At 59.0% G+C, this 23751-nt stretch carries 23 protein-coding genes; all 23 read left to right on the top strand.

Translation table 11 applies throughout. The features are described 5' to 3' along the window. The first annotated feature begins 1 nt into the window (after position 1). The 23 genes from pyrF (at position 2) to tpiA (ending at position 23680) form a co-directional block, all read left to right on the top strand. Entirely contained in the window at positions 2–871 is an 870-nt protein-coding gene (gene pyrF / locus HMPREF2847_RS09520; protein ID WP_070852259.1) for an orotidine-5'-phosphate decarboxylase, read from the top strand. A 419-nt stretch (positions 872–1290) separates the two neighbouring features. Continuing rightward, complete coding sequence (gene mihF / locus HMPREF2847_RS09515; RefSeq protein ID WP_016422714.1) at positions 1291–1617, top strand: integration host factor, actinobacterial type; 327 nt, start codon at positions 1291–1293, stop codon at positions 1615–1617. Positions 1618–1622: 5 nt separating this feature from the next. Then, entirely contained in the window at positions 1623–2195 is a 573-nt protein-coding gene (gene gmk / locus HMPREF2847_RS09510) for a guanylate kinase (RefSeq protein WP_016422715.1), read from the top strand. 117 nt (positions 2196–2312) lie between these two features. After that, a complete protein-coding gene (gene rpoZ / locus HMPREF2847_RS09505; RefSeq protein WP_005510796.1) occupies positions 2313–2591 on the top strand; it encodes a DNA-directed RNA polymerase subunit omega in 279 nt (92 codons plus the stop codon). A gap of 27 nt (positions 2592–2618) precedes the next feature. Beyond that, positions 2619–3899: a bifunctional phosphopantothenoylcysteine decarboxylase/phosphopantothenate--cysteine ligase CoaBC gene (gene coaBC, locus HMPREF2847_RS09500; RefSeq protein ID WP_070852258.1), complete on the top strand. Its 1281-nt coding sequence runs from the start codon at positions 2619–2621 to the stop codon at positions 3897–3899. A 118-nt stretch (positions 3900–4017) separates the two neighbouring features. Then, positions 4018–5235 carry a methionine adenosyltransferase gene (gene metK / locus HMPREF2847_RS09495; protein ID WP_070601459.1) on the top strand — a complete coding sequence of 406 codons (1218 nt, stop codon included), beginning with the start codon at positions 4018–4020 and terminating at the stop codon, positions 5233–5235. 49 nt (positions 5236–5284) lie between these two features. After that, entirely contained in the window at positions 5285–7321 is a 2037-nt protein-coding gene (locus HMPREF2847_RS09490; RefSeq protein ID WP_070852257.1) for a primosomal protein N', read from the top strand. 60 nt (positions 7322–7381) lie between these two features. Next, entirely contained in the window at positions 7382–7885 is a 504-nt protein-coding gene (def, locus tag HMPREF2847_RS09485; RefSeq protein ID WP_070852256.1) for a peptide deformylase, read from the top strand. Positions 7886–7978: 93 nt separating this feature from the next. After that, positions 7979–8953 (top strand): methionyl-tRNA formyltransferase, encoded by a 975-nt coding sequence (gene fmt / locus HMPREF2847_RS09480; protein WP_070852255.1) that lies wholly within the window; start codon positions 7979–7981, stop codon positions 8951–8953. Continuing rightward, on the top strand, positions 8954–10411 hold the full coding sequence (locus HMPREF2847_RS09475) for an RsmB/NOP family class I SAM-dependent RNA methyltransferase (protein ID WP_070852254.1): 1458 nt from the start codon (positions 8954–8956) through the stop codon (positions 10409–10411). 11 nt (positions 10412–10422) lie between these two features. Then, positions 10423–11091, top strand: a complete 669-nt coding sequence (gene rpe / locus HMPREF2847_RS09470) for a ribulose-phosphate 3-epimerase (protein WP_070852253.1) — start codon at positions 10423–10425, stop codon at positions 11089–11091. 70 nt (positions 11092–11161) lie between these two features. Next, on the top strand, positions 11162–12160 hold the full coding sequence (ribD, locus tag HMPREF2847_RS09465; RefSeq protein WP_222866791.1) for a bifunctional diaminohydroxyphosphoribosylaminopyrimidine deaminase/5-amino-6-(5-phosphoribosylamino)uracil reductase RibD: 999 nt from the start codon (positions 11162–11164) through the stop codon (positions 12158–12160). 69 nt (positions 12161–12229) lie between these two features. Beyond that, positions 12230–12817 carry a riboflavin synthase gene (locus tag HMPREF2847_RS09460; RefSeq protein ID WP_070567147.1) on the top strand — a complete coding sequence of 196 codons (588 nt, stop codon included), beginning with the start codon at positions 12230–12232 and terminating at the stop codon, positions 12815–12817. Positions 12818–12828: 11 nt separating this feature from the next. Beyond that, complete coding sequence (locus HMPREF2847_RS09455) at positions 12829–14091, top strand: bifunctional 3,4-dihydroxy-2-butanone-4-phosphate synthase/GTP cyclohydrolase II (RefSeq protein WP_049190747.1); 1263 nt, start codon at positions 12829–12831, stop codon at positions 14089–14091. Next, positions 14092–14574, top strand: coding sequence for a 6,7-dimethyl-8-ribityllumazine synthase (gene ribH, locus HMPREF2847_RS09450; RefSeq protein ID WP_070852251.1), 483 nt, complete (start codon positions 14092–14094; stop codon positions 14572–14574). Positions 14575–14576: 2 nt separating this feature from the next. Next, complete coding sequence (locus tag HMPREF2847_RS09445) at positions 14577–15071, top strand: PH domain-containing protein (RefSeq protein WP_070852250.1); 495 nt, start codon at positions 14577–14579, stop codon at positions 15069–15071. Positions 15072–15100: 29 nt separating this feature from the next. Then, positions 15101–17149, top strand: a complete 2049-nt coding sequence (gene uvrC / locus HMPREF2847_RS09440) for an excinuclease ABC subunit UvrC (protein WP_070852249.1) — start codon at positions 15101–15103, stop codon at positions 17147–17149. A 112-nt stretch (positions 17150–17261) separates the two neighbouring features. Beyond that, a complete protein-coding gene (gene rapZ, locus HMPREF2847_RS09435) occupies positions 17262–18152 on the top strand; it encodes an RNase adapter RapZ (protein ID WP_005510809.1) in 891 nt (296 codons plus the stop codon). A 23-nt stretch (positions 18153–18175) separates the two neighbouring features. Continuing rightward, positions 18176–19123 (top strand): gluconeogenesis factor YvcK family protein, encoded by a 948-nt coding sequence (yvcK, locus tag HMPREF2847_RS09430; RefSeq protein ID WP_038628961.1) that lies wholly within the window; start codon positions 18176–18178, stop codon positions 19121–19123. Positions 19124–19314: 191 nt separating this feature from the next. Next, the gene (whiA, locus tag HMPREF2847_RS09425; protein WP_038629636.1) at positions 19315–20313 is read left to right on the top strand and encodes a DNA-binding protein WhiA; all 999 of its coding nucleotides are present in this window, start codon (positions 19315–19317) and stop codon (positions 20311–20313) included. 183 nt (positions 20314–20496) lie between these two features. Then, complete coding sequence (gap, locus tag HMPREF2847_RS09420; RefSeq protein WP_016422731.1) at positions 20497–21501, top strand: type I glyceraldehyde-3-phosphate dehydrogenase; 1005 nt, start codon at positions 20497–20499, stop codon at positions 21499–21501. Positions 21502–21611: 110 nt separating this feature from the next. After that, positions 21612–22823 (top strand): phosphoglycerate kinase, encoded by a 1212-nt coding sequence (gene pgk / locus HMPREF2847_RS09415; protein WP_070852248.1) that lies wholly within the window; start codon positions 21612–21614, stop codon positions 22821–22823. 68 nt (positions 22824–22891) lie between these two features. After that, positions 22892–23680, top strand: a complete 789-nt coding sequence (tpiA, locus tag HMPREF2847_RS09410) for a triose-phosphate isomerase (RefSeq protein WP_070852247.1) — start codon at positions 22892–22894, stop codon at positions 23678–23680. Positions 23681–23751: the final 71 nt, after the last annotated feature.

Below are 23751 nucleotides of genomic sequence, written 5' to 3'. Positions count from 1 at the left end.
CATGACCGCGAAGGCTGAAGGATCCGCAGTGCGGACAATTAAGGGTTTCGGCGATCGCCTCAGCGAGGTTGTCGCCGAGCGCGGCCGGCTCTGTGTGGGAATCGACCCGCACCCTAGGTTGCTGGATGCCTGGCAGTTACCGCGATCGGCAGAAGGTCTAGAACGCTTTGCCACCACATGCGTCGAAGCGTTTGGTGACATCGTTGCCGTCGTCAAGCCCCAGGTGGCGTTCTTCGAAGCCTACGGTTCCAAGGGCTTTGCCGTCCTGGAGCGGACGTTGGCGGACCTGAAGGACGCAGGTGCGCTGTCGATTGCAGATGCCAAGCGTGGCGATATCGGTTCGACTATGGCTGCATACGCCGAAGCCTGGCTGTCGGATAGCTCGCCGCTAGCCGCCGACGCACTGACGGTATCTCCGTACCTTGGGTTCGGTGCTCTTGATCCGGCGGTTTCGTTGGCGTTGGAGAACGGACGGGGCTTGTTTGTGCTGGCCGCGACGTCCAATCCGGAAGGTGCGTCAGTGCAGAAGGCTCTGGTTTCGGGTGAGACTCTGGCTCAGACCATGGTCAACCAGGCAGCCGCTATTAATGCTCGCCAAATTGACGGTGGTGCAAAGGCGGGCAGCATCGGCGTTGTTGTTGGCGCAACGCTTGACGACGCCCCGGTGCTCAGTGACCTGCGCGGTCCCATTCTCATGCCCGGTGTGGGAGCTCAGGGTGGAACCCCGGCAGATGTAGATCGTCTGGCAGGGGAATCCAAGGGGCTTGCACTGCCGAATATTTCGCGTGCGATTCTCTCCGCTGGGCCTGATCCTGCTGCGCTGCGGCGCGCAACGATTGAAGCTGCAGCTCCGTTCCTTTCCGAGAGTTAACAGCAAATCGCCGAATTGTCAGAAGCCCGCGGGGACACCTCATAGAACAGGTGCCCCTGCGGGCTCTTCCGTACCTAGCTGCCGGGATTTTCCTAATGACTCTCGGATGGCGGTGGCGTAGGTATAGGCAAGTTACTGTGACAATTCCTAGGAGATTTCGTACAAAAACCGTGGTCAATTTCCATTCTCCTGGGCAAACGGTGCTACAATCGCCGGAGTTGGTTGACCACGACCGAAAGGTGGGGCGGACAAAGCCCTGGTGTCATTTTTATCGACACCCCGTCAGCATTTGCCTCAACAACCGGTGAGTGCGGTACGGTCTCCAATCGTTAAGCACGGTGTCGTTGCCTGCCTTTGGTGGACGCGAGGCTCGTGCTAGTAAATAAGAAGCTAACCAATCTATTTTTACGGAGGAACACGTGGCCCTTCCGCAGTTGACCCCGGAGCAGCGTGCAGCAGCACTCGAGAAGGCAGCTCAGGCCCGCAAGGTACGCGCAGAGCTCAAGGACAAGCTGAAGCGTGGCGCTATCGACCTGCCAGAGGTTCTCAAGCAGGCTGACGAGAACGAAATCATCGGCAAGATGAAGGTCTCCGCTCTGCTCGAGGCTCTGCCGAAGGTCGGCAAGGTCAAGGCGCAGGACATCATGAATGACCTGGAGATTGCTCAGACCCGCCGTCTGCGTGGCCTGGGTGACCGTCAGCGTCGCGCTCTGCTGGAGCGCTTCGGCTACGCAGTGGAGGACTAGTCGCAGTGGCCGGGAATGAAAACGGTCAGTTGGTAGTCCTCGCCGGCCCTGCCGGTGTAGGAAAATCCACTGTTGTCAGTCGGCTTCGTGCCGAGGTTCCCGGACTGTACTTCAGCGTTTCCATGACCACCCGCGCCGCACGGCCGGGGGAGGTCGATGGCCGCGACTATTTCTTCGTGACCCCGGAGAAGTTCCAACAGCATATTGATGCAGGAGAGATGCTCGAGTGGGCTGAAATCCACGGTGGTCTGCAGCGTTCTGGTACGCCGCGCGGCCCGGTGGATAAAGCTCTCGCCGAGGGGCGTCCAGTACTCGTTGAGGTGGATCTGGCGGGAGCCCGCTCCATCCGTAAGGTAGCGCCCAATGCTCACCTGCTGTTCTTGGCTCCGCCAAGCTGGGAGATTCTCGTCAGCAGGCTCACTGGTCGTGGCACGGAAACCGAGGCGCAAGTCAAGCGTCGCCTGGAAACCGCACGAGTGGAAATGGATGCTCAGCACGAATTCGATGAGGTTGTTGTCAACGACAACGTCGATGATGCTGTGGCGGCCATCGCTCGGGCGCTGACTACTGGCAAGTAACAGGGCGACTCCACATCATAGATAGTAGAAATCGCTTTCGAGCAATGGTGTTTCTATTGCTATGACGATTTTTATTGTCACCCCAGTAACTCACGTTCTATTGAGGAAAGATTTCTCGTGACCCAGGAAAATACCGCCACCGAGGCAGTGTTCGACCCGCCAATTGGTATTACCAACCCGCCGATCGATGAGCTGCTTGGTAAGGCTTCTTCGAAGTACGCCCTGGCTATCTTCGCTGCCAAGCGTGCACGCCAGATTAATGACTACTACCAGCAGATTGACGAAGGCATGCTGGAGTACGTTGGCCCGCTGGTTACTCCGGGGGTCGCTGAGAAGCCTCTGTCCATCGCTCTTCGTGAAATCAACGCTGGTCTGCTGGACCACACTGAGGGCTAGAGCATTTCCTTAAGGGGAGATATCTGTATGCATGCCGCCGGTAATGCTGACGTATCCGAATGTTTAAAGGTTGTCGTCGGGGTTGCCGGCGGCATCGCTGCATATAAGGCCGCACACGTTGTTCGAGGCTTCAAGGAACTTGGTCACGATGTTCGTGTCGTTCCCACTGAGTCCGCATTGAACTTTGTAGGTGCAGCTACTTTCGAGGCGCTGTCGGGGAACCCGGTGTCGACTACAGTTTTTGACGCAGTCGATGAGGTTCAGCATGTCCGCGTGGGGCAGGAGGCCGACCTCGTCGTCGTGGTTCCCGCGACTGCCGACTTTATGGCGCGCGCCGCGCACGGGCGTGCCGACGACCTGCTCACCGCAACCTTGCTTGTGGCGACCTGCCCAGTGGTGTTGGCCCCTGCGATGCACACGGAAATGTGGAACCATCCAGCTACGCGGGATAATGTCGCGACTCTTCGTCGCCATGGCACTATTGTCCTCGAGCCGGCCCATGGCCGTTTGACTGGTAAGGACACCGGTCCAGGTCGCCTGCCGGAGCCAGAGCAGATTGTTTCACTGGCATTGGCAGCAGTCGAGAATCCACGCCACTTCCGCCGCGACTTCGAGGGCGTACGCTTCATGATTACTGCCGGTGGCACCCGTGAGGCTATCGACCCGGTACGTTTTATCGGCAACCACTCCTCAGGTCGTCAGGGCTTCGCGCTAGCCGAGATGGCAGCACAGCGTGGCGCTCAGGTCACTGTGGTGGCAGGACATACGGATCAGTTGCCGACACCGCTGGGCGCGAATGTTGTGAAGGTTGATTCCACTTTGGAGATGGCCGAGGCCGCGCACGAACACTCCAAGCTGGCCGATGTCTGCATTTTTGCCGCCGCCGTCGCCGACTTCCGTCCGGCATCGACCGCCGGAGCCAAGATGAAGAAGGGCGTCGCAGACGACGCGTTGAGCAACATTCAGCTCGTAGAAAACCCAGATATTTTGGCTACCACTGTGGAGCGTCGTAAAGCGGGTGAGATTCCGGCGACCACGACGATGGTGGGCTTTGCGGCTGAGACCGGTGACGAGACGACGACGCCGCTCGAGCTTGCGAAGCAGAAGATTGTCCGCAAGGGCTGCGATTTGCTCATGTGTAACGACGTCTCGGGTGGGCAAACTTTCGGTGCGACGGACAATGTCGGATGGTTGCTGTCTCTCGATGGCGAGCAGTGGGACGTGCCGCGGGGCTCAAAATTCTCGGTGGCCGGTTCGATTTTGGATGCAGTTTCCGAGCTGCGACAGGAACCTCAACCAGCGGAGTAGCCGGTGCCTACTACGGCGACTGAACCGCTTGGTCTATAATTATCGAATCAAACGAAAACCCACGCCGCAGCGACACCGCAGGGGTGGGGAATTAATCTAGAAGAAAGTTGTACTGCTCGTGGCCTCTAATCTTCGGCTGTTTTCCAGTGAATCTGTTACCGAGGGGCACCCAGATAAGATTTGCGACTCGATTTCGGACTCCATCCTTGACGCTATGCTCGCGCAGGATTCTTCATCGATGGTCGCCGTCGAGACTGTGGTGACTACCGGTTTAGTCCATGTTGTTGGCGAGGTTCGCACGAAAAGCTACGTCGACATCCCCGGTATTGTCCGGAGTCGACTGAAGGAGATCGGTTTCGATTCCTCTGAAAAGGGCTTTGACGGCAAAACCTGTGGTGTCTCCATTTCGATCGGTGAGCAGTCCTCAGACATCCACGACGGTGTGCACACTTCTCTGGAAGCACGCAGCTCTGGTGGAGAAGTCGAAGCAGAAGATCTCAAGGGCGCCGGCGACCAGGGGCTGATGTTCGGCTACGCTACCAACGAAACGCCGGAGTATATGCCGCTACCGATTGCACTGGCGCACCGCCTGGCTCGCCGCTTGACGCAGGTACGCAAGGAAGGGATCGTCCCATCGCTTCGACCGGATGGTAAGACTCAGGTCACCTTCGCTTACGACGAAGACAATAACCCGGTGTACTTGGACACCGTTGTGGTGTCCACGCAGCACGACCCGGACGTCACCCAGGAGTGGATCACCGAGCAGATTAAGACTCACGTCGTCGATTGGGTGCTCGACGACGCTAACCTGCGCGAGCGTTTTGTTACCGATGAATTGAAGCTGCTGGTTAACCCTTCTGGCCAGTTTATTATCGGTGGCCCGATGGGCGATGCCGGCCTGACCGGTCGCAAGATTATCGTCGACACTTACGGCGGTATGGCTCGTCACGGTGGCGGCGCGTTCTCGGGCAAGGACCCGTCAAAGGTGGACCGTTCCGGCGCTTATGCCACCCGTTGGGTTGCGAAGAATGCCGTGGCCGCGGGTCTGGCTGACCGCCTCGAGATTCAGGTCGCCTACGCTATCGGTCGCGCTCGCCCAGTGGGCCTCTACGTCGACTCTTTCGGCACCGGTCACGTTTCGGACGACGCCATCCGCGAGGCTATCAACAAGGTCTTCGACCTTCGTCCGGCCGCTATTATTCGTGACCTGGACCTGCTGCGCCCGATTTATGCACAGACCTCCACCTACGGTCACTTCGGCCGAACTGACTTGGACCTGCCGTGGGAGCAGCTCAACCGCGTTGAAGAGCTCCGCGCAGCCGCTGGCCTGGGATAAACACCACCCGCCAGCATTACCCTGGGGTGGGGCAGTAGAGTAAGACTCTATGACTGACGCCCCCTTCGCACCCGCCGCCGCAGCTGAGAAGCTGCCAGTCGCCCGGGTGCTGCCGCTTTTGGGGCTGCCGCAGTTAGATCGCCCCTTCGACTACCTGGTTCCGCGCGCGCTAGCGGAGGAAGCGGTCGTCGGTTGCCGCGTGCGGATTCGCTTCCACGGCCAGTTGGTCAATGCGCTGGTGCTGGAGCGCTGTACCACGCCCACTCACGACGGCAAACTGTCCTATCTCAAGGATGTCATCAGCTCTGAGGTTGTCTATCCGCCTCAGCTTCGACGGTTGGTGGATTCTCTGGCGGAGTATTATGGCGCAACGCGCTCAAACATCATTCGCTCCGCCATTCCCACCCGCCATGCGCGGGCAGAACGCGCTCGCAAGGAGAACATGCCCCCGACGTGGGAGGAGTTGGGAAAGCTTGCCACCGAAGATCCGGACCTTTCCGCTTGGGGCAACTATGTCTTCGGCGAATCCTTTGTCAATTCCGTTCGCAAGGGCGCCCCGGCACGCGCAGCGTGGCAGCCAGTTCCAGGCGAACAGGTGGCAACCATGCTCGCTGCGCTCAGCGTTTCGGTCGCGCGCGATGGTGGCGGTGTTCTCATCATTGTGCCGGACGCACGCACACAGGCGCGCTTTGAGAGCGCTTTTCGCGAGCTCATTTCTGCCCGTCAGCTCACTCTTCTCGGGGCTGGCCTCGGTCCCGAGTCCCGCTATCGCCGCTACCTGGATATCCTGCACGGCCAGGGGCGCATAGTCGTCGGCACGCGTTCGGCAGCATACGCGCCAGTGAAGAATCTGCGTTTAGCAGTGATTGTCGATGATGGCGATGACAACCTTGTGGATCCCCGCGCACCCTACGTGCACTCTCGCGAGGTGTTGGTGACGCGTAGTGCGCAGGAAGGATGCGCTCTCATCTTTGCGTCGTATAGCCGTACAGCCGAGGTGCAGCTGCTGGTCTCCTCGGGTTGGGCGCACAATCTGGTCGCGCGAACTGACGCCCTGGCTGAGTCCATGCCGGAGATGATTGCCTCGACGGACACTTCCGAAGACCCGGATGACGTCAGTAGGGGACGCCTTCCTGCCATCGCTTTTCGACGGGCAAAGGCCGCGCTGCGCGAAGAGCTTCCGATCCTGGTCCAGGTACCTCGCAAGGGATATGTGCCGACACTGTCGTGTCGTTCCTGTGGCGCGCCTGCGCGCTGTCGCTGGTGTAATGGTCCACTGGGAATTCCACCGTCCGATAACCCGGACGACCCGGCACCACCGACGTGTCGGTGGTGTGGTCGTATTGACATTCACCACCGTTGCCATAGCTGCGGTTCCACCAAGATTCGGCCGGTCGTGGTCGGCAGTGAACGTACGGCAGAGGAGTTTGGCCGTATTTTCAGTCCATTCCCGGTCATCGCTTCCTCTGGAGAACGCATTGTTGACGACATTCCCGAAGGCCCGAGGGTCGTGGTGGCCACGCCGGGAGCCGAGCCTTATGCGCCGGAGGGCTACGGTGCAGTGATGCTGCTGGACACTTGGGCGATGCTCGGCCGGCAGGACTTGCGCGCTCATGAAGAGGCCTATGCGCATTGGTCTCGGGCTGTCACGCTTGCCCGCCCGCGGGAGCAAGGCGGGGCGGTGGTTATCGATGCGGATGCTGCAGTCCCGACTGTGGCCGATCTTCTGGCATGGGACGCAGTAGGCGCTGCGAACAGGGAATTGGCCGACCGCACAGCTGCCGCTCTGCCTCCGGCCTTTCATGTGGCAGCGGTGGATGGGACTGAAGAGGGCCTGCGTAACTTCATGGAGTCCCTGGACGTTCCATCGGGCGCGGAAATTCTGGGGCCGGTAGACCTTCCCCGCAACGCCAGGCCACCAGCGGGCGTGGAGCCGGGTACACCTATTCAGCGGATGTTAATTCGCTGTGACCGTCGTCAAGCACGGGCAGTGGGAGCGGCGTTGAAGGCAGCACAGGTCGTTCGCGCGACTAGGAAGGACCCGACGCCGGTGCGCGTTGTCGTCGATCCGATTAATTTCGGCTAGCTGCTAAAATGAGCGCGTTATTGCTTGATTCACACCAGTTTTCTTGGAGGCTCTAAGTTCATGGCAGTTCGTGAGGTACGTCTTTTCGGCGATCCGGTGTTGCTGTCCAAGGCGGAAACCGTCACTGATTTCGACGCGACGCTGTCGCACCTGATTGATGACATGTTCGACACGATGGACGAGCAACAGGGTGTCGGGCTCGCAGCAAACCAGGTTGGCGTGCTGCAGCGCGTCTTCGTCTACGACTGCAATGGCACCCGCGGGCACATCGTCAATCCGAAATGGGAAGCCATCGGCGATGAGACTGTCCACGAAATCGAAGGATGCCTGTCTATCCCGGGGATTAATGGACCCGTGACTCGGCACGCACGTGTGCGCGTTACTGGCCAGGATCGCCACGGCACACCGGTGAGCTTCGAAGCTGATGATCTGCTGGCTCGCTGCGTGCAGCATGAAAGCGACCACCTGGACGGTGTGCTGTTTTTGAAGCGTCTCGAGGGCGACGAGCGCAAGACCGCGATGCGCTCTCTGCGTGAGCAGGACTGGTTCCTCAACCGCGGTTAACTCACCTGCGCCTAGCCCCCGGGCGTGGCGCCCCGAGTTTCATCACTAGATTAACTAGAACAACTAGGTCCACCAGGAAGGAATCCACTTACTGTGCGCCTGATTTTTGCCGGAACCCCGGAACCCGCTGTCGTTGCACTGAAGAAGTTACTCGAAGACTCCCACCATGAGATCGTTGCTGTTCTCACTCGCCCCGATGCCCGCCGTGGCCGCGGTAAGTCGCTTTCGCCCTCGCCGGTGAAGGCTCTGGCCTTGGAACACGAAATTCCCGTTCTCACCCCGACGACCCTGCGCGATGCGGAAATCCAACAGCAGATCCGCGAACTAAACGCCGACTGCATCCCGGTGGTCGCCTACGGCAATCTCGTGCCGGAGGAGTTGCTCGATGTACCGACGCACGGCTGGGTAAATCTGCATTTCTCACTGCTTCCTGCTTGGCGAGGTGCCGCGCCGGTGCAGGCAGCTATCGCCGCTGGCGACGAAGTCACGGGTGCCAGTACCTTCCGGATTGAAAAAGGCCTGGATACCGGTCCAGTTTTCGGTACCGTCACCGAAGCGATTCGCTCGACCGATAATGCCGACGACCTTTTGACCCGCCTCGCATTCTCCGGCGCGGATCTTCTAACCGCCACCATGGACGGCATCGAAGCAGGTGCGTTGCGTCCGACCGCTCAGCCGGAACAGGACGTCAGCTACGCCGCTAAGTTCGGGCCGGAGGATGCCCGAATCGTTTGGACTCAGCCGCGACATCTTCTCGACCGCCGCGCTCGCGCGTTCACGCCTGCCCCAGGTGCGTGGACGACCCTCGACGGCGCACGTTTGAAGGTCGGAGAGCTCACCCCGCTTTCCGACGAGGACAGCGCCGCGGTCGACGAGGTGCGAAAGGCAGCTGCTCCGGAGGTGGCAGCCGCCACACCAGGTGAGTTGGTAGTGGAGAAACACCGGGTATCCGTGCGTTGTGCCGATGGCTATGTGCAGCTGGTGAAGGTGCAGCCACAGGGGAAGAAGATGATGGATGCGTCCGACTGGGCGCGAGGTAGCCAACCCGGCGGAAAGGTCTGCGAGTAAATGAGCAACGACAAACCCCGCCACACCGGTGGCGGACGGCAGCGCAGCAACCGCGGCGGACAGAACCGCAATGACCGCAACCGTAACCGTGACACCCGAGGTGGGGATAATCGCGGTGGCATTGACCAGCCACGCAAGGTCGCGCTGAAGGTACTAGCTGACGTTCGCGAGAAGGATGCTTACGCAAACCTGCTGCTGCCCAAGTTGCTGAAGGCACACAAGCTCAAGGGGCGGGATGCTGCTTTTGCAACGGAGCTGACGTACGGCACACTGCGGGCGGAAGGCCTGTTGGACGCCGTGATTGAGGCATCGTCGTCACGCCCGTTAAGCGATATTGCTGGACCGGTGATGGACGTGCTACGCCTGGGCACGTACCAGCTGCTGCGTACGCGCGTCGACGCCTACGCGGCGGTCGATACCTCGGTGCGGGCAGTGGCGAAGGTGGCGGGACCTGGCGCGCGCGGCTTTGTCAATGCCATTTTGAGGAAGGTCTCCTCGAAGACCGAAAGCGAATGGGTGGCTGAGATTGCGCCGGATGCTGCGACCGATCCGATTGGCTACGTGGCAATGAAGCATGCCCACCCGCGCTGGATTGCGATGGAGTTTGCCCGCGCACTCGGTGCACAAGCCGGTGAATTGCAGCAGGCACTCGCTGCTGACGATGCCCGCCCGCTGGTGCACTTGGTCGCTCGTCCGGGCGAGATCACCGCTGAGGAATTGGCACTGATCACCGGCGGTGAAGAGGGACCGTGGTCGCCGTACTGCGTGCGCTTGGACTCCGGTGCCCCAGGAGAGTTGGAGCCGGTACGACAGGGCTTGGCTGCGGTGCAGGACGAGGGTTCTCAGCTCATTGCGCGTGCCGTCACCATGGCACCCGTTGCCGGTGAAGACAGCGGCCGCTGGTTAGATCTGTGTTCCGGCCCCGGTGGTAAGTCAGCTTTCATCGGCGGCATTGCAGCTATTGAGGGCGCGGAGCTCGATGCTGTTGAGGTATCGGCGACTCGCGCAGAACTGGTGAAAAAAGCCACGGCCGGGCTGCCAGTGACTGTAACGGTTGCGGATGGTCGTGATACCGGGCTCGAGGCAGGCTTTGACCGCATTTTGGTAGACGCGCCCTGCTCTGGCTTGGGCTCGCTCCGCCGTCGCCCGGAAGCGCGCTGGCGGAAGTCGCCGTCCGATCTCAACTCCTTGACTACGCTGCAGTTTGAACTGCTCAGCGAAGCTGTGCGTCTGGCACGGCCGGGTGGCATCATCGTCTACTCCACGTGTTCGCCGCATCTGCGGGAAACCAGGGGCGTAGTCGATAGAGCAGTGGCGGAATTGCCGGTGACTGAGCTGAATGCACACGAGTTGGTAGCGCCGATGACTGATGTCGGGCCGTATCCATCTGTGCAGATGTGGCCACACCGCCACGGGACCGATGCGATGTTCTTCTCAGTTTTGCGCAAGAACGACTAGGCTCAGAGGTTATGAGCGCACCAATTATTGCCCCGTCCATTCTCGCTGCTGACTTCGCTCGCCTCGACCGCGAGGTTGCGGCTGTAGCCAATGCAGATTGGCTGCATATCGACGTCATGGATGGCCACTTCGTTCCCAACCTGTCCTTCGGCGCTCCGGTGCTGGAGGCCGTAGCTGCGGTGACGGACAAGTACTTGGATGTCCATCTCATGATTGAAAACCCGGAGAAGTGGGTCGACACCTACATTAAGGCGGGGGCGAGCTCCGTTATCTTCCATGTGGAAGCCGCCGAGGACGCTATCGCACTGGCACGCCGCATTCGTTCCCGGGGCGTGAAGGCCGGGTTCTCGCTGCGCCCGGGCACCCCAATTGAGCCGTGGCTGGATCACCTCGCCGAATTCGACGAGGTGCTGGTCATGAGTGTCGAACCCGGTTTCGGGGGCCAGTCCTTTATGCCGGATCAGCTGGCCAAGGTCAAGAAGCTGCGTGAGCGCATTGATGCCGACGGTCTGGATACTCTGATTGAGATTGACGGTGGTATCTCCGCCAAGACCATCGAATCCGCTGCCGCCGCTGGTTGCGACGCCTTCGTTGCAGGGTCGGCCGTTTTCGGCGCTGATGATCGTGCGGCGGCTGTCGATGAGCTGCGCGCATTGGCAACCGCTGCTGCAACTAAGTAGACGGTGGTGAAGCACGGTGGCACAGTTTCCGGATCTCGTCTCCGCACAGCCGCTGACTGACGCCCAAGCTATGGCATTGGCCATAGAAGCCGGCCAGCGGGTACGAGGCACCACCTATCCCAATCCACCGATTGGTTGCGTCATTCTCGATACCGCAGGGATCGCGGTAGGTGTGGCCGGAACTGAGCCTGTAGGCGGGCGACACGCAGAGCCACAGGCATTGGAGATGGCGGGGCCACGAGCTCAGGGCGGCACTGCAGTGGTCACACTCGAGCCGTGCAATCATATCGGCCGTACACCACCGTGCACCGAGGCACTTGCGGCAGCCGGTGTTTCCCGCGTCATATTTGCAGTCGCCGATCCTAATCCCGTGGCCGCTGGCGGCAGCGAATGGTTGCGCTATAAGGACATCGAGGTCGTTGAAGAATTCCAGCGTGACCGAGTAACCGCCGGCTACTTACGGCCATGGTTACACTGGCAGCGCACTCGGCGCCCACACATCACGTTGAAGACAGCGGGCACGCTGGATGGTTTCGCCGCCGCTACCGACCGCACCTCGCAGTGGATCACGGGGGAGCAGTCGCGGGCACGGGTACATATCGATCGTGCACGTCGGCAAGCGATTGTCGTCGGAACGGGAACAGTGCTCGCCGACAATCCGCGATTGACCGCGCGCACATCAGACGGCGAGGACCTGTCAACGCAGCCTCTGCGCATCGCGATTGGCACCTCGGAGGTTGCCGCCGATGCGAATATCCGCGGCGATAGTTTCCGCCACATTCGCACTCACGATGTGGAAGTCGCGCTGGAGACAATGGCGGATATGGGGCTTATTGACGTGCTGGTAGAAGGCGGCCCACGGCTCGCCAGCGCTTTCTTAGAAGCCGATGCTGTCGACGCGATTGAGTCCTACATTGCCCCGGCGTTTCTCGGCGCTGGCCTGCCAGTGACATCGTCCAACCACGAGACCTCCATCACTGACATCTCCCGTTTCCGTACCGTCGCGGTAGAGACTCTGGGGGACGACATTTTGATCACGGCACTCCGCAGTGGCAAAGATCGCGGGTAGACCGGCTAGAGTTAACTTTGTAAAAGTCTTTCATTTTATAACAAACGGTAAAGGATTTTCCTGACCACTATGTTTACGGGAATTGTTGAGGAACTCGGCGAAATTCGCGAAATCGACCGCGAAGCCGATTCCATTACTCTGACCATTCGCGCGACCACCGTGCTTGACGACGTGCACCACGGTGACTCCATTGCTGTCAATGGCGTTTGTTTGACCGTCGTGGAGTTTGGCGATGACTTCTTTACCGCTGATCTCATGCAAGAGACTCTGGATAGGTCGAGTCTCGGCCAGGTTGAGGTCGGTTCCAAGGTCAACCTCGAACGTGCAACCGCAGTAGGGCAACGCCTCGGCGGCCATATCGTGCAGGGACATATCGACGGCACCGGCGAGGTTATTTCGCGCACGCCAGGGGAACGCTGGGAAGTAGTGCGGATTTCTCTGCCGGAGCAGCTCTCCAAGTATGTCGTGGAAAAGGGCTCAATTGCCGTGGATGGCACCTCGTTGACTGTCTCTGCAGTAGGCGAGGGGTTCTTTGAGGTCAGTCTGATACCGACGACGCTGACGGACTCCGTTATTGGTTCGACCGCAGTAGGCACCAAGGTCAATTTGGAAGTCGATGTGCTAGCCAAGTACGTCGAGAAAATGTTGGAAAGATAAGCTACAAGACTGTGATTAAGTTCGATTCTGTTGAACGGGCCATTGCGGACATCGCAGCCGGTAAGGCCGTGGTCGTCGTCGACGATGAAGATCGTGAGAACGAGGGCGACATTATCTTCGCCGCAGAGAAGGCAACGCCTGAACTTGTTGCCTTTATGGTTCGCTATTCCTCTGGTTACATCTGTGCACCGCTGACCGCCGAGGACTGCGAGCGTCTGAATCTGCCACCGATGGTGTCGGAGAATGAGGATGCCCGTGGTACCGCATACACAGTGACCGTGGATGCCAACACCGGTACGACCGGCATTTCCGCCACAGATCGTGCGAACACCATTCGTACTCTGGCTGACCCCACGTCCAGCCCGCACGATTTCACCCGACCGGGACACGTGGTTCCATTGCGAGCTCGCGATGGTGGCGTCCTCGTCCGTGCCGGCCACACCGAGGCTGCGGTCGATCTCGCCCGCCTGGCAGGGCTTCGTCCTGCCGGTGTGCTGTGTGAGGTTGTCTCCGAGGAAGACCCGACCGGCATGGCTCGCGCGGAGGAACTACGTCGCTTCTGCGACGAGCACGATTTAGCGCTGATTTCCATCGAGCAGCTCATCGAATACCGTCGCCACAACGAGCACTTGATTGAGCGCGTTGTCGAAACCAAGCTGCCGACCGACTACGGCGAGTTCCGTGCCATTGGTTACCGCAGCCTTATCGACGGTGTCGAGCATGTCGCTCTCGTTGTGGGGGATGTGTCTTCCAACGATGGCCAGGATGTCCTCGTGCGTGTGCACTCCGAATGCCTCACCGGCGACGCATTGGGATCTCGCCGCTGCGACTGCGGTCAGCAGCTGCACAACTCCATGCGCATGGTCCACGAGGCAGGGCGCGGCGTCATTCTCTACATGCGGGGTCACGAAGGCCGAGGCATTGGCCTGATGCCGAAGCTGCAGGCCTACCACCTGCAAGATGAAGGCGCTGACACCGTTGATGCCAATCTCGCACTCGGTTTGCCGTCGGACGCCCGCGAGTACGGCACTGGTGCACAGATTCTGCAGGATCTTGGGGTCACCTCTATGGCGCTGCTGACGAACAATCCGACCAAGCGTGCCGGCCTAGGTGGTTATGGACTGGAGATGAGCCGCCGGGTACCGGTGCCAGTTGAGGTCAACGAGGATAACTTGAAATACTTGTTGACAAAGCGCGAACGCATGGGCCATGAACTTCCTTGGTTGGATGAGTACATGGAGACCCACGGCATGTCGACAGAAGGAGCACAGTAGATGAGTGGCGCAGGTCTTCCTGAAATTACCGTTCCCGATTCCACTGGTGTGACAGTCGGTCTGGTCACCTCTCACTGGAACGAGGAGATTACTGGGCAGCTTCGTCGTGAAGCGCTGGCACAGGCCGAGGAGGCCGGCGCTGTAGTCACGGATGTGACTGTCGTCGGCGCTCTGGAGATTCCGGTTGTGGTACAGCAGCTCGCGCAAACTCACGACGCCGTGGTGGCGCTGGGATGCGTTATCCGCGGTGGTACGCCGCACTTCGACTATGTCTGTGACTCGGTGACTGAGGGGCTGACTCGGATTGCACTGGACTGTGAGACGCCTGTTGGCAATGGTGTATTGACCTGCAACACTGAACAGCAGGCAATTGATCGTGCCGGCGGTGAGGGAGCTGTGGAGAATAAAGGTCGCGAGGCCATGGCCGCAGCGCTGCATACCGTCGCCGTGTTGAAGTCTCTTCGTGAAGGTGGAGCTGAGTAAGAATGGGTAACTCCGAACGCCACAGCAATTCGACTGCCGTCGACACCGGTAGTGAAGACAAATGGCTGTTGGAAATCACCTCGCAAAAGCTGCGTCTGTGGGCGATTATCGCTGCAGTTGTAGTCTTCGCTATCCATATCTTCATGGGCATCGTGGTGGACTTTGGTAACACCGGCGCTTCGGTGACCACTATTGACCAGCTGGCTTTCCCAATGATTGGTTTGATTATCGCCGGGGTAATCCTGCTGCTGACTCGGGCTCGCGTTCGCGTAAATGCCACGGGCGTGGAAGTCCGCAATCTGCTCAATGCGAAGTTCTACCCGTGGGTCGATATCTACGGCCTGAGTTTTCCAAAGAAGTCCCGCTGGGCTCGCTTGGAGCTGCCAGACTTTGAGTTTGTGCCGATGCTCGCGCTCCAGTCAGCCGACGGCAGCCGCGTCGTGGAAGACATCCGCCGGTTCCGTGAACTTGAAGACAAGTTCATGCCGGAGGACTAACCCAAGGACATGTTTTAAGGACACCGTAAGTGACTGACCCTTCTCAGTACCGTCCCGCCCCCGGCACCATTCCCACGGAGCCGGGGGTGTACCGTTTTCTCGATTCAACCGGGCGCGTTCTCTACGTCGGCAAGGCGAAGAATCTCCGTGCGCGTCTGTCTAACTATTTCCAGGACTTAACTCGGCTGCATCCCCGCACCCGCCAGATGGTGCAGTCCGCTTCGAAGGTGACGTGGACTGTTGTCCACAATGAGGTCGAAGCGCTGCAGTTGGAGTACACCTGGATCAAGCGCTTTAATCCGCGGTTCAACGTGATGTACCGCGACGATAAGTCGTATCCGATGTTGGCCGTCAGCGTCGGCGAGCTGTACCCGCGGCTGTTTCTCTACCGAGGACCGCGCCGGAAGGGCGTGCGTTATTTCGGCCCCTATTCACACGCGTGGGCCATCCGAGAAACGCTCGACTTGCTTACACGAGTTTTCCCGGCCCGCACATGTTCCAAGGGTGTCTTCAACCGGCAACAGGCCCTGGGGCGGCCCTGTTTGCTCGGCTATATCGACAAATGCTCGGCGCCTTGTGTCGGCCGTGTCAGTGCCGAGGAACACCGCGAAATTGTCCGTGGTTTTACCAGCTTCATGTCCGGGAATACGGGCCCGGTCACCAGGCGTTTGAAGAAGGAAATGGAGGAAGCTTCCGCCGAGTTAGACTTCGAGCGCGCCGCGAGCCTGCGCGACAACCTCGCTGCCATCGACAAGGTCATGGAGCGGCAGTCAGTCGTGCTTTCCGACGCCGCCGATGCCGATTTTATTGCGCTAGCAACCGACGAACTGGAAGCGGCCGTGCAGATTTTCCACGTTCGGGCAGGACGTATTTACGGTCAGCGCGGCTGGGTAGTGGAGAAGTCCGGCGAATACGCGACTACAGAGTTTCGAGAGGGAGAGACAGACCCCAGCTTGGGTGGGCTGCTAACGCAGTTCCTGACACAGTTCTATGGCGATGCCGCCAAGCACGCGGATGTCGACGGCGATGAATCGACCACTGCCGCCCAGGTTGTGCCACGCGAAATTCTCGTCCAGGCCACGCCCGACGATCTTGAGGAGGTTGCTGCATTTTTGGCCGATATTCGTGGCACCAATGTGGACATTCGGGTCCCGCAGCGCGGTGACAAGCGGACACTCATGGAGACCGTGCAGAAAAATGCAGCTGAAGCGCTACGCCAGCACAAACTAAAGCGAAGTGGAGATCTAACTACTCGATCGCAGGCTCTCTCCGAACTTCAGGACGCGCTGTTTATGGATGAAGCGCCGCTGCGTATCGAATGCACTGACATCTCGCATATTCAAGGCACCGATGTGGTGGCCTCGTTGGTGGTCTTCGAGGACGGATTGCCGAAGAAGTCCGACTATCGCCGCTACCGTATCAAGGATGCAGCGGGTGACGGTCGCTCCGACGACGTCGGCTCCATTGCTGAGGTGGTGCGCCGTCGTTTTCTGCGCCATAACGAGGACAAGCTCGCCATGCCCGATGATGCCAGCGAAATGTTCGTCGAAGAGACGACTGATGCCGTCGATGAGCAGTCGAGGAGTAGCCGCAAATTTGCCTACCCGCCACAGTTGTTCATTGTCGACGGTGGTGCACCGCAGGTCGCAGCCGCTCAGGCAGTCCTCGATGAACTCGAGGTCACCGATGTGACGCTCGTGGGTATTGCCAAGCGCTTAGAAGAGCTGTGGATTCCCGACGATGATGAGCCACTGATTCTGCCGCGCAATTCGGAAGCGATGTACCTTATCCAGCGAATTCGTGATGAGGCGCACCGCTTTGCCATTACTTATCACCGTCAGCAGCGCTCTAAGCGCATGCGCTCTTCGGTACTCGATGGCATTAAAGGGCTGGGGCCAGCACGCCGCAGTGAGTTGGTCAAACACTTTGGCTCCGTTGCGGCGCTGAAAAAGGCCAGCGTCGTGCAGATAGAAGAGGTAGCTGGTTTCGGGCCGACGCTCGCGAAAACTGTCTACGATTACCTCCACCCAGACGAAAAATCCTCAGAACCAAACTCGGATGTCGGTACCGGAGAATAGGCGTAGAAGTAGGTAAACAAGTGGCTAAAACCGCACTTGAAACAGTGCTAGCGGGTTTACTTCCGCTAGTAAAACCGAGAGCGGTTGGCCGAAATTGTATTAGAGTATTGGCATGATTACTTCGGGTTATTCCCCTCAGGCTGAAAAGTCACTTGTGCTGATTACCGGCATGTCCGGTTCCGGACGCAATACGGCCGCCAGCGTCTTGGAGGAGATGGGCTGGTATGTCGCAGACAACCTGCCTCCGGAGTTGATTATGCGCATGGTCGAGTTGTCGTTTGAGGCGGACTCTCCAGTAGAGCGCCTCGCTATCGTCACCGACGTTCGCTCGCGCGCATTCGCGGGCAGTTTGGGGGAGGTGCTCGACGGACTCCGCAATGAGGGGCGCCAGCCCTATGTCATCTTCTTTGATGCTAACGACGACACCCTCATCGCCCGCTACGACTCAGTCCGCCGCACACATCCGCTGCAGGAAAATGGCACGCTTTCACAGGGTATTGCAGCTGAACGTCAGATGCTGCTGCCCATAAAGGGCATGTCGGATTTAGTAGTGGATACCTCTGACATGAGCGTGCACGATTTGCGCCGTGAGTTAGAGCATCAGCTGTCGGATACCGCTAGCAAGATTCAACAGATTACCATCGAGTCCTTTGGGTTTAAGCACGGTGCGCCGCGCGATGCCGACATGCTTTTCGACGTCCGTTTTCTCCCCAACCCCTATTGGGTACCTGAGCTGCGTGCGGGCCGCGGTACCAACAAAGCAGTGGCCGACTACGTACTGTCCCAACCGGAGTCTCAGGGGTTCTTGGACAACGTCACAAACTTGATTGAATTGGTTTTGCCCGGTTACCGCCGTGAGGGCAAGGGTTTTATGACTATCGCTGTGGGATGCACCGGAGGCCATCACCGAAGTGTGGCCATGTCGGAGGCGCTGGCTAAGAAGCTCGAGGGAGTTTCCGGGATCAACGTCAACGTCGTCCACCGCGATATTGACCGCAATTAGCGGTTTTCGTGGAGGTGTAGAAATTGACATCAATTACCAGTCTGGGTGGCGGTCATGGCCTATTTGCCACGCTGAGAGCTGACCGTCAAGTTGCGGACCATGTCACAGCGGTGGTCACAGTTGCCGACGATGGAGGATCCTCCGGTCGCCTTCGTCGTGAGCTGGGACAGATTCCCCCTGGAGACCTTCGCATGGCGCTCGCCGCGCTTTCCGCAGATACGGAAAAAGGAGATCTGTGGGAAAAGACACTGCAGCACCGCTTTGGCGGAACTGGCGCACTCGCAGGGCATGCGATTGGGAATCTGATCATTGCTGGCCTCACCAGTGTGATGGGAAATGAAGTCGACGCGCTTGACGAAATTGGCCGGTTGCTGCAAATCCAAGGTCGCGTCGTGCCCATGTCGCCAATCCCGTTAGAGATTGAGGCCGAAGTCGTTGGCCTGGAGCAGGATGCTCGCGTCGTGCGCCAAGTCCGTGGCCAGGTCGCAGTGGCCACCACGCCTGGTCAGGTGCGTCGAATCCGGCTGATTCCTGAGGCGCCGCCGGCATCCGAGGAGGCCATTGAAGCTATCCTCAATGCTGATTTGGTGACGCTGGGTCCGGGTTCGTGGTTCACTTCGGTTCTGCCACATCTTCAGGTGCCCGGGTTGCGGGACGCTCTGCAAGAAACCAATGCCACAACCGTCGTGGTGCTTAATCTGGTCGCCGAGCCGGGGGAGACCGCCGGTTTTTCTTCCGAACGGCACATCCATATGCTCACGCAGCATGCACCAAACTTGAAGCTCAATTACGTGCTTGTCGACGACAACACGCCGCTCGCGGATACCGAACGGGAATACCTGCAGCGAGCGGCGGACAGCCTAGACGCGAAAGTTGTCTTCGCCGATGTGCAAGAAGTGGACGACTACGGAGCTCTGACGGGTCGGCATTCACCGGAGAAGCTAGCTACTGCACTTCGTCAGTTCCTCTAAAGCGTCCGGCCAATCAAGGGTATTTCTGCATTCTCCTGCGGGGATGCAGCAGGCGATTAGCTAATTGCCACTCGATTGGTTCAGGATACTATCCTTAAGGTTTATTGCTAGAGCTCAAATGGGGTTAATTAAACCTAAAGTAGCCAGGCCCAAACCCAGCTCGTACACATGAAATGAGGATGGACAGCATCGTGGCATTGACGGCGAAGGTCAAAGACGAACTAGCCCGCGTGTCAGTTTCGCAGGAAAGCGCTCAGGCAGCGGAGATTGCGACCCTGTTCCGCTTCGCGGGAGGACTCCACCTGGTGGCAGGTTCGATTGTGCTGGAGGCTGAGTTGGATTCCGGCGCTGTCGCACGCCGCCTGCGCTCCATGCTGGCCGAACTCTACGATGTCAAAGCCAGCCTCAATGTCTTGTCTCCCGGTGGGTTGCGCAAGACCTCGAAGTACATCGTGCGGGTAACCGATGGCGCGGAACTCGTCGTTAGGCAAACCGGCCTGATTGACTCTGCAGGACATCCCGTACGTGGGCTACCACGCAAGCTGATCATGGGGCAGAAGATTGATCAGGAAGCTGCATGGCGGGGAGCATTTTTGGCACATGGTTCACTGACTGAGCCGGGGCGTTCCTCAGCTTTGGAAGTCACTGCTCCTTCTGCTGAAGCGGCACTCGCATTGGTGGGATGTGCTCGTAGGCTCGGAATTACGGCTAAGAGCAAGGAAAATAAGTCCCGCAGTGGCGATCGAGTTATCATCCGGGAAGGCGATGCGATTGGTGCGCTCCTCACGCGAATGGGAGCCCAGACTACTCGCCTGCAATGGGAAGAACAGCGAATGCGTCGGGAAGTGCGAGCTACGGCCACCCGCTTGGCAAACTTCGACGATGCCAACCTGCGGCGCTCAGCTCGTGCGGCCGTCATTGCGGCAGCACGAGTAGAACGTGCTCTAGAGATTCTCGGCGACGATGTACCAGATCACTTGGTGTCTGCAGGACAGCTGCGCATCGAGCACAAGCAGGCATCATTAGAAGAACTTGGACAGCTAGCCAATCCGCCAATGACCAAAGACGCAGTCGCAGGACGCATCCGGCGTTTGCTCTCCATGGCGGACAAAAGAGCAAACGAACTCGGAATTCCCCCCACAACTGCAGTCGTTACAGACGAACTTTTTGACAAAGAAGTTGACGAGTAAAGCACCTGTTATGCCTAGTCAGGTGCGGAAATTTGGATGAATCTCCGTTTATTTGGGATTTTTGCGCCAAAGCATCGCTGCGCGAATGAAAAACCCAACGTACACTTCTGTAGTGAACCTGTTGGAGCGCAATCAGCGCCCTGACAAGTGGCATCGATTCGCCAATCCATTAAGGAGATTATTGTGACGGTTCGTGTAGGTATTAACGGTTTTGGTCGCATTGGCCGCAACTTCTTCCGCTCCCTGCTCGCTGCGGGCGCTGACCTGGAAGTCGTTGCTGTAAACGACCTCACTGATAACAAGACCCTGGCTCACCTGCTCAAGTACGACTCCATCATGGGCAAGCTTGACGCAGAGGTCACCTACGACGATGAGTCCCTCACCGTCAACGGCAAGCGCATCGCCGCATACGCTGAGCGCGACCCGAAGGACCTGCCGTGGGGCGAGCACAAGGTCGACATCGTCATTGAGTCCACCGGTTTCTTCACCGATGCCAACGCTGCCAAGGCTCACATCGAGGCTGGCGCCAAGAAGGTCATCATCTCCGCTCCGGCTAAGAACGAAGACGCAACTTTCGTTGTTGGCGTCAACCACACTGACTACGACCCGGAGAAGCACAACATCATTTCGAACGCTTCTTGCACCACCAACTGCCTGGCTCCGATGGCTAAGGTTTTGGACGACAAGTTCGGCATCGAGCGCGGTCTCATGACCACCATCCACGCATACACCGGCGACCAGCGCCTGCACGACGCTCCGCACAAGGACCTGCGTCGCGCTCGCGCTGCTGCTCTGAACATTGTTCCGACCTCCACCGGTGCTGCAAAGGCAGTTGCTCTGGTTCTGCCGCAGCTCAAGGGCCTGCTGGACGGCTACGCACTGCGTGTTCCGACCCCGACCGGCTCTGTCACCGACCTGACCTTCACTGCTAAGAGCGAGGTCACCGTCGAGTCCGTCAACGCTGCCATCAAGGAAGCTGCTGAGGGCGAGCTCAAGGGTGTTCTGGGCTACAACGAGGATCCAATCGTTTCCAAGGACATCGAGGGCGACCCGCGTTCCTCGATCTTCGACGCACCGCTGACCAAGGTCATCGGCGATCAGGTCAAGGTTGTCTCCTGGTACGACAACGAGTGGGGCTACTCCAACCGCCTCGTCGACCTGGCTGTCTACGTCGGTGAGCGCCTCTAATAACACACCTGGTTAATCCCAGACCCCGAACGGGCCGGGGTGGTTGTGCCTGAGTAGGGCACCCCACCCACGGCCCGTTTTTTACACACTTTCACAAGGATTTCATTGAGATGACTGTTAAGACTGTCAAAGACCTGATCAACGAAGGTATTGAAGGCCGTTACGTCCTCGTCCGCTCCGACTTTAACGTTCCGCTGAAGGACGGCGTAATCACCGATCCGGGTCGAATCGATGCTTCGCTGCCCACTCTGTCCGCTCTTGTCGACGCCGGCGCCAAGGTCGTTGTTATGGCTCACCTGGGTCGCCCGAAGGGCGAGGTTAAGTCCGAGTTCTCCCTGGCCCCGGTCGCTGAGGCTCTCTCTGAGCGTCTGGAGCAGTACGTCGCGCTCGCCGGTGATGTCTCCGGTGAGGACGCGCACGAGCGCGCTAATGGTCTCACCGAGGGCGATGTACTTCTGTTGGAGAACGTCCGCTTCGATCCGCGCGAGACCTCCAAGGACGAGGCAGAGCGCGCCGAGTTCGCAGCCGAACTGGCTGCACTTGTTCCGGACGGCGCATTTGTCTCTGATGGTTTCGGTGTTGTTCACCGCGCCCAGGCTTCCGTCTTCGATGTCGCGAAGAAGCTGCCGCACTACGCCGGCAACCTGGTTCAGGCTGAGCTTGAGGTTCTGCGCAAGGTTGCAGAGACCCCGGAAAAGCCGTACACCGTCGTGCTCGGCGGCTCCAAGGTTTCCGACAAGCTGGGTGTTATTGAGGCTCTCGCGCCGAAGGTTGACTCCCTGGTCATCGGCGGCGGCATGTGCTTCACCTTCCTGGCTGCCAAGGGCTACGCCGTTGGCGCATCCCTGCTGCAGGAAGAGATGATTGACACCTGTAAGGATCTGCTGGACCGCTACGGCGACAAGATTGTTCTGCCAACCGACGTAGTCGTGGCCGACAAGTTCGCTGCTGACGCTGAAAACAAGGTTGTAGACGCCACCGAGATTCCGGAAGGCTGGATGGGCCTGGACATCGGACCGGCTTCCGCTGAAGCATTCGGCAAGGTGCTGGCTGAGTCCAAGACTGTGTTCTGGAACGGCCCGATGGGCGTGTTCGAGATGGAGGCTTTCGCAGCTGGCACCCGCCAGGTTGCACAGGCCATCATCGATGCCACGACTAACAACGGTTGCTTCTCCGTCGTCGGTGGCGGCGACTCCGCAGCAGCAGTACGTACCCTGGGATTGACCGAGGACGGTTTCAGCCACATCTCCACCGGTGGTGGCGCTTCGCTGGAGTTCCTCGAGGGTAAGACTCTGCCGGGCGTCTCCGTCCTGGAAGACTAAGATTTTTCCACCACTGGCTTTCAACGCTTAAAAATCCGCTAATTGATAGGGAAGTGAATTCCACCACTATGGCACGTACACCATTTATTGCTGGTAACTGGAAGATGAACCTGAACCATCTCGAGGCTATCGGTGTGGTGCAGAAACTCGCGTTCGCTCTGCCGAAGGAGTACTACGACAAGGTTGACGTCGCTGTCATCCCGCCGTTTACCGATCTTCGTTCGGTCCAGACTCTGGTTGAGGGCGATAAGCTCGGCGTTACCTACGGCGCTCAGGATGTCTCAGTCCACGAGTCCGGCGCTTACACCGGCGAGATTTCCTCCTCGATGCTGGCAAAGCTCGGCTGCACCTGGGTCGTCGTCGGTCACTCCGAGCGTCGCGATATGCACGCAGAAGACGACGAGCTGGTCGCAAAGAAGGCCAAGGCAGCACTGCGCGAAGGCATGAACCCAATCGTCTGCGTCGGCGAGCCGCTGGAGGTCCGAGAGGCCGAAGAGCACGTCGAGTACGTTGTCTCTCAGGTCAAGGGCTCCCTGGCTAACCTGACCAACGCTGAGCTGGCCAAGACCGTCATCGCTTACGAGCCGGTCTGGGCTATCGGCACCGGTAAGGTCGCATCGGCTGCAGACGCTCAGGAAGTCTGTGCAGCTATCCGTGAGACCATCGCTGAAATTGCGGATGAGAAGATCGCAAAGGAGATGCGCATCCTCTACGGTGGTTCCGTCAAGGCCGAGAACGTCGCTGAGATCGTCGGCAAGCCCGATGTCGACGGCGGCCTCGTCGGTGGCGCTTCGCTCGACGGTGAAGCATTCGCGAAGCTCTGCGCACTTGCTGCAGATGCCGCCCAGAACGCCTAAGTGCATATAAATTCAGAACAACTGATAAGATAGGCGTCATGCGCGACCCCGGATTGGTTTTATTGACTCTC

The organism is Corynebacterium sp. HMSC074C03 (assembly GCF_001838285.1).
Lineage (GTDB): Bacteria > Actinomycetota > Actinomycetes > Mycobacteriales > Mycobacteriaceae > Corynebacterium > Corynebacterium amycolatum.
This window is presented reverse-complemented; position numbering and strand designations above follow the sequence as displayed.

Coding starts and splice junctions, on each gene's coding strand:
- pyrF (WP_070852259.1), top strand. CDS start 2: ATGACCGCGAAGGCTGAAGGATCCGCAGTGCGGACAATTAAGGGTTTC.
- coaBC (WP_070852258.1), top strand. CDS start 2,619: ATGCATGCCGCCGGTAATGCTGACGTATCCGAATGTTTAAAGGTTGTC.
- HMPREF2847_RS09490 (WP_070852257.1), top strand. CDS start 5,285: ATGACTGACGCCCCCTTCGCACCCGCCGCCGCAGCTGAGAAGCTGCCA.
- def (WP_070852256.1), top strand. CDS start 7,382: ATGGCAGTTCGTGAGGTACGTCTTTTCGGCGATCCGGTGTTGCTGTCC.
- HMPREF2847_RS09475 (WP_070852254.1), top strand. CDS start 8,954: ATGAGCAACGACAAACCCCGCCACACCGGTGGCGGACGGCAGCGCAGC.
- rpe (WP_070852253.1), top strand. CDS start 10,423: ATGAGCGCACCAATTATTGCCCCGTCCATTCTCGCTGCTGACTTCGCT.
- ribD (WP_222866791.1), top strand. CDS start 11,162: ATGGCATTGGCCATAGAAGCCGGCCAGCGGGTACGAGGCACCACCTAT.
- HMPREF2847_RS09460 (WP_070567147.1), top strand. CDS start 12,230: ATGTTTACGGGAATTGTTGAGGAACTCGGCGAAATTCGCGAAATCGAC.
- ribH (WP_070852251.1), top strand. CDS start 14,092: ATGAGTGGCGCAGGTCTTCCTGAAATTACCGTTCCCGATTCCACTGGT.
- HMPREF2847_RS09445 (WP_070852250.1), top strand. CDS start 14,577: ATGGGTAACTCCGAACGCCACAGCAATTCGACTGCCGTCGACACCGGT.
- rapZ (WP_005510809.1), top strand. CDS start 17,262: ATGATTACTTCGGGTTATTCCCCTCAGGCTGAAAAGTCACTTGTGCTG.
- pgk (WP_070852248.1), top strand. CDS start 21,612: ATGACTGTTAAGACTGTCAAAGACCTGATCAACGAAGGTATTGAAGGC.
- tpiA (WP_070852247.1), top strand. CDS start 22,892: ATGGCACGTACACCATTTATTGCTGGTAACTGGAAGATGAACCTGAAC.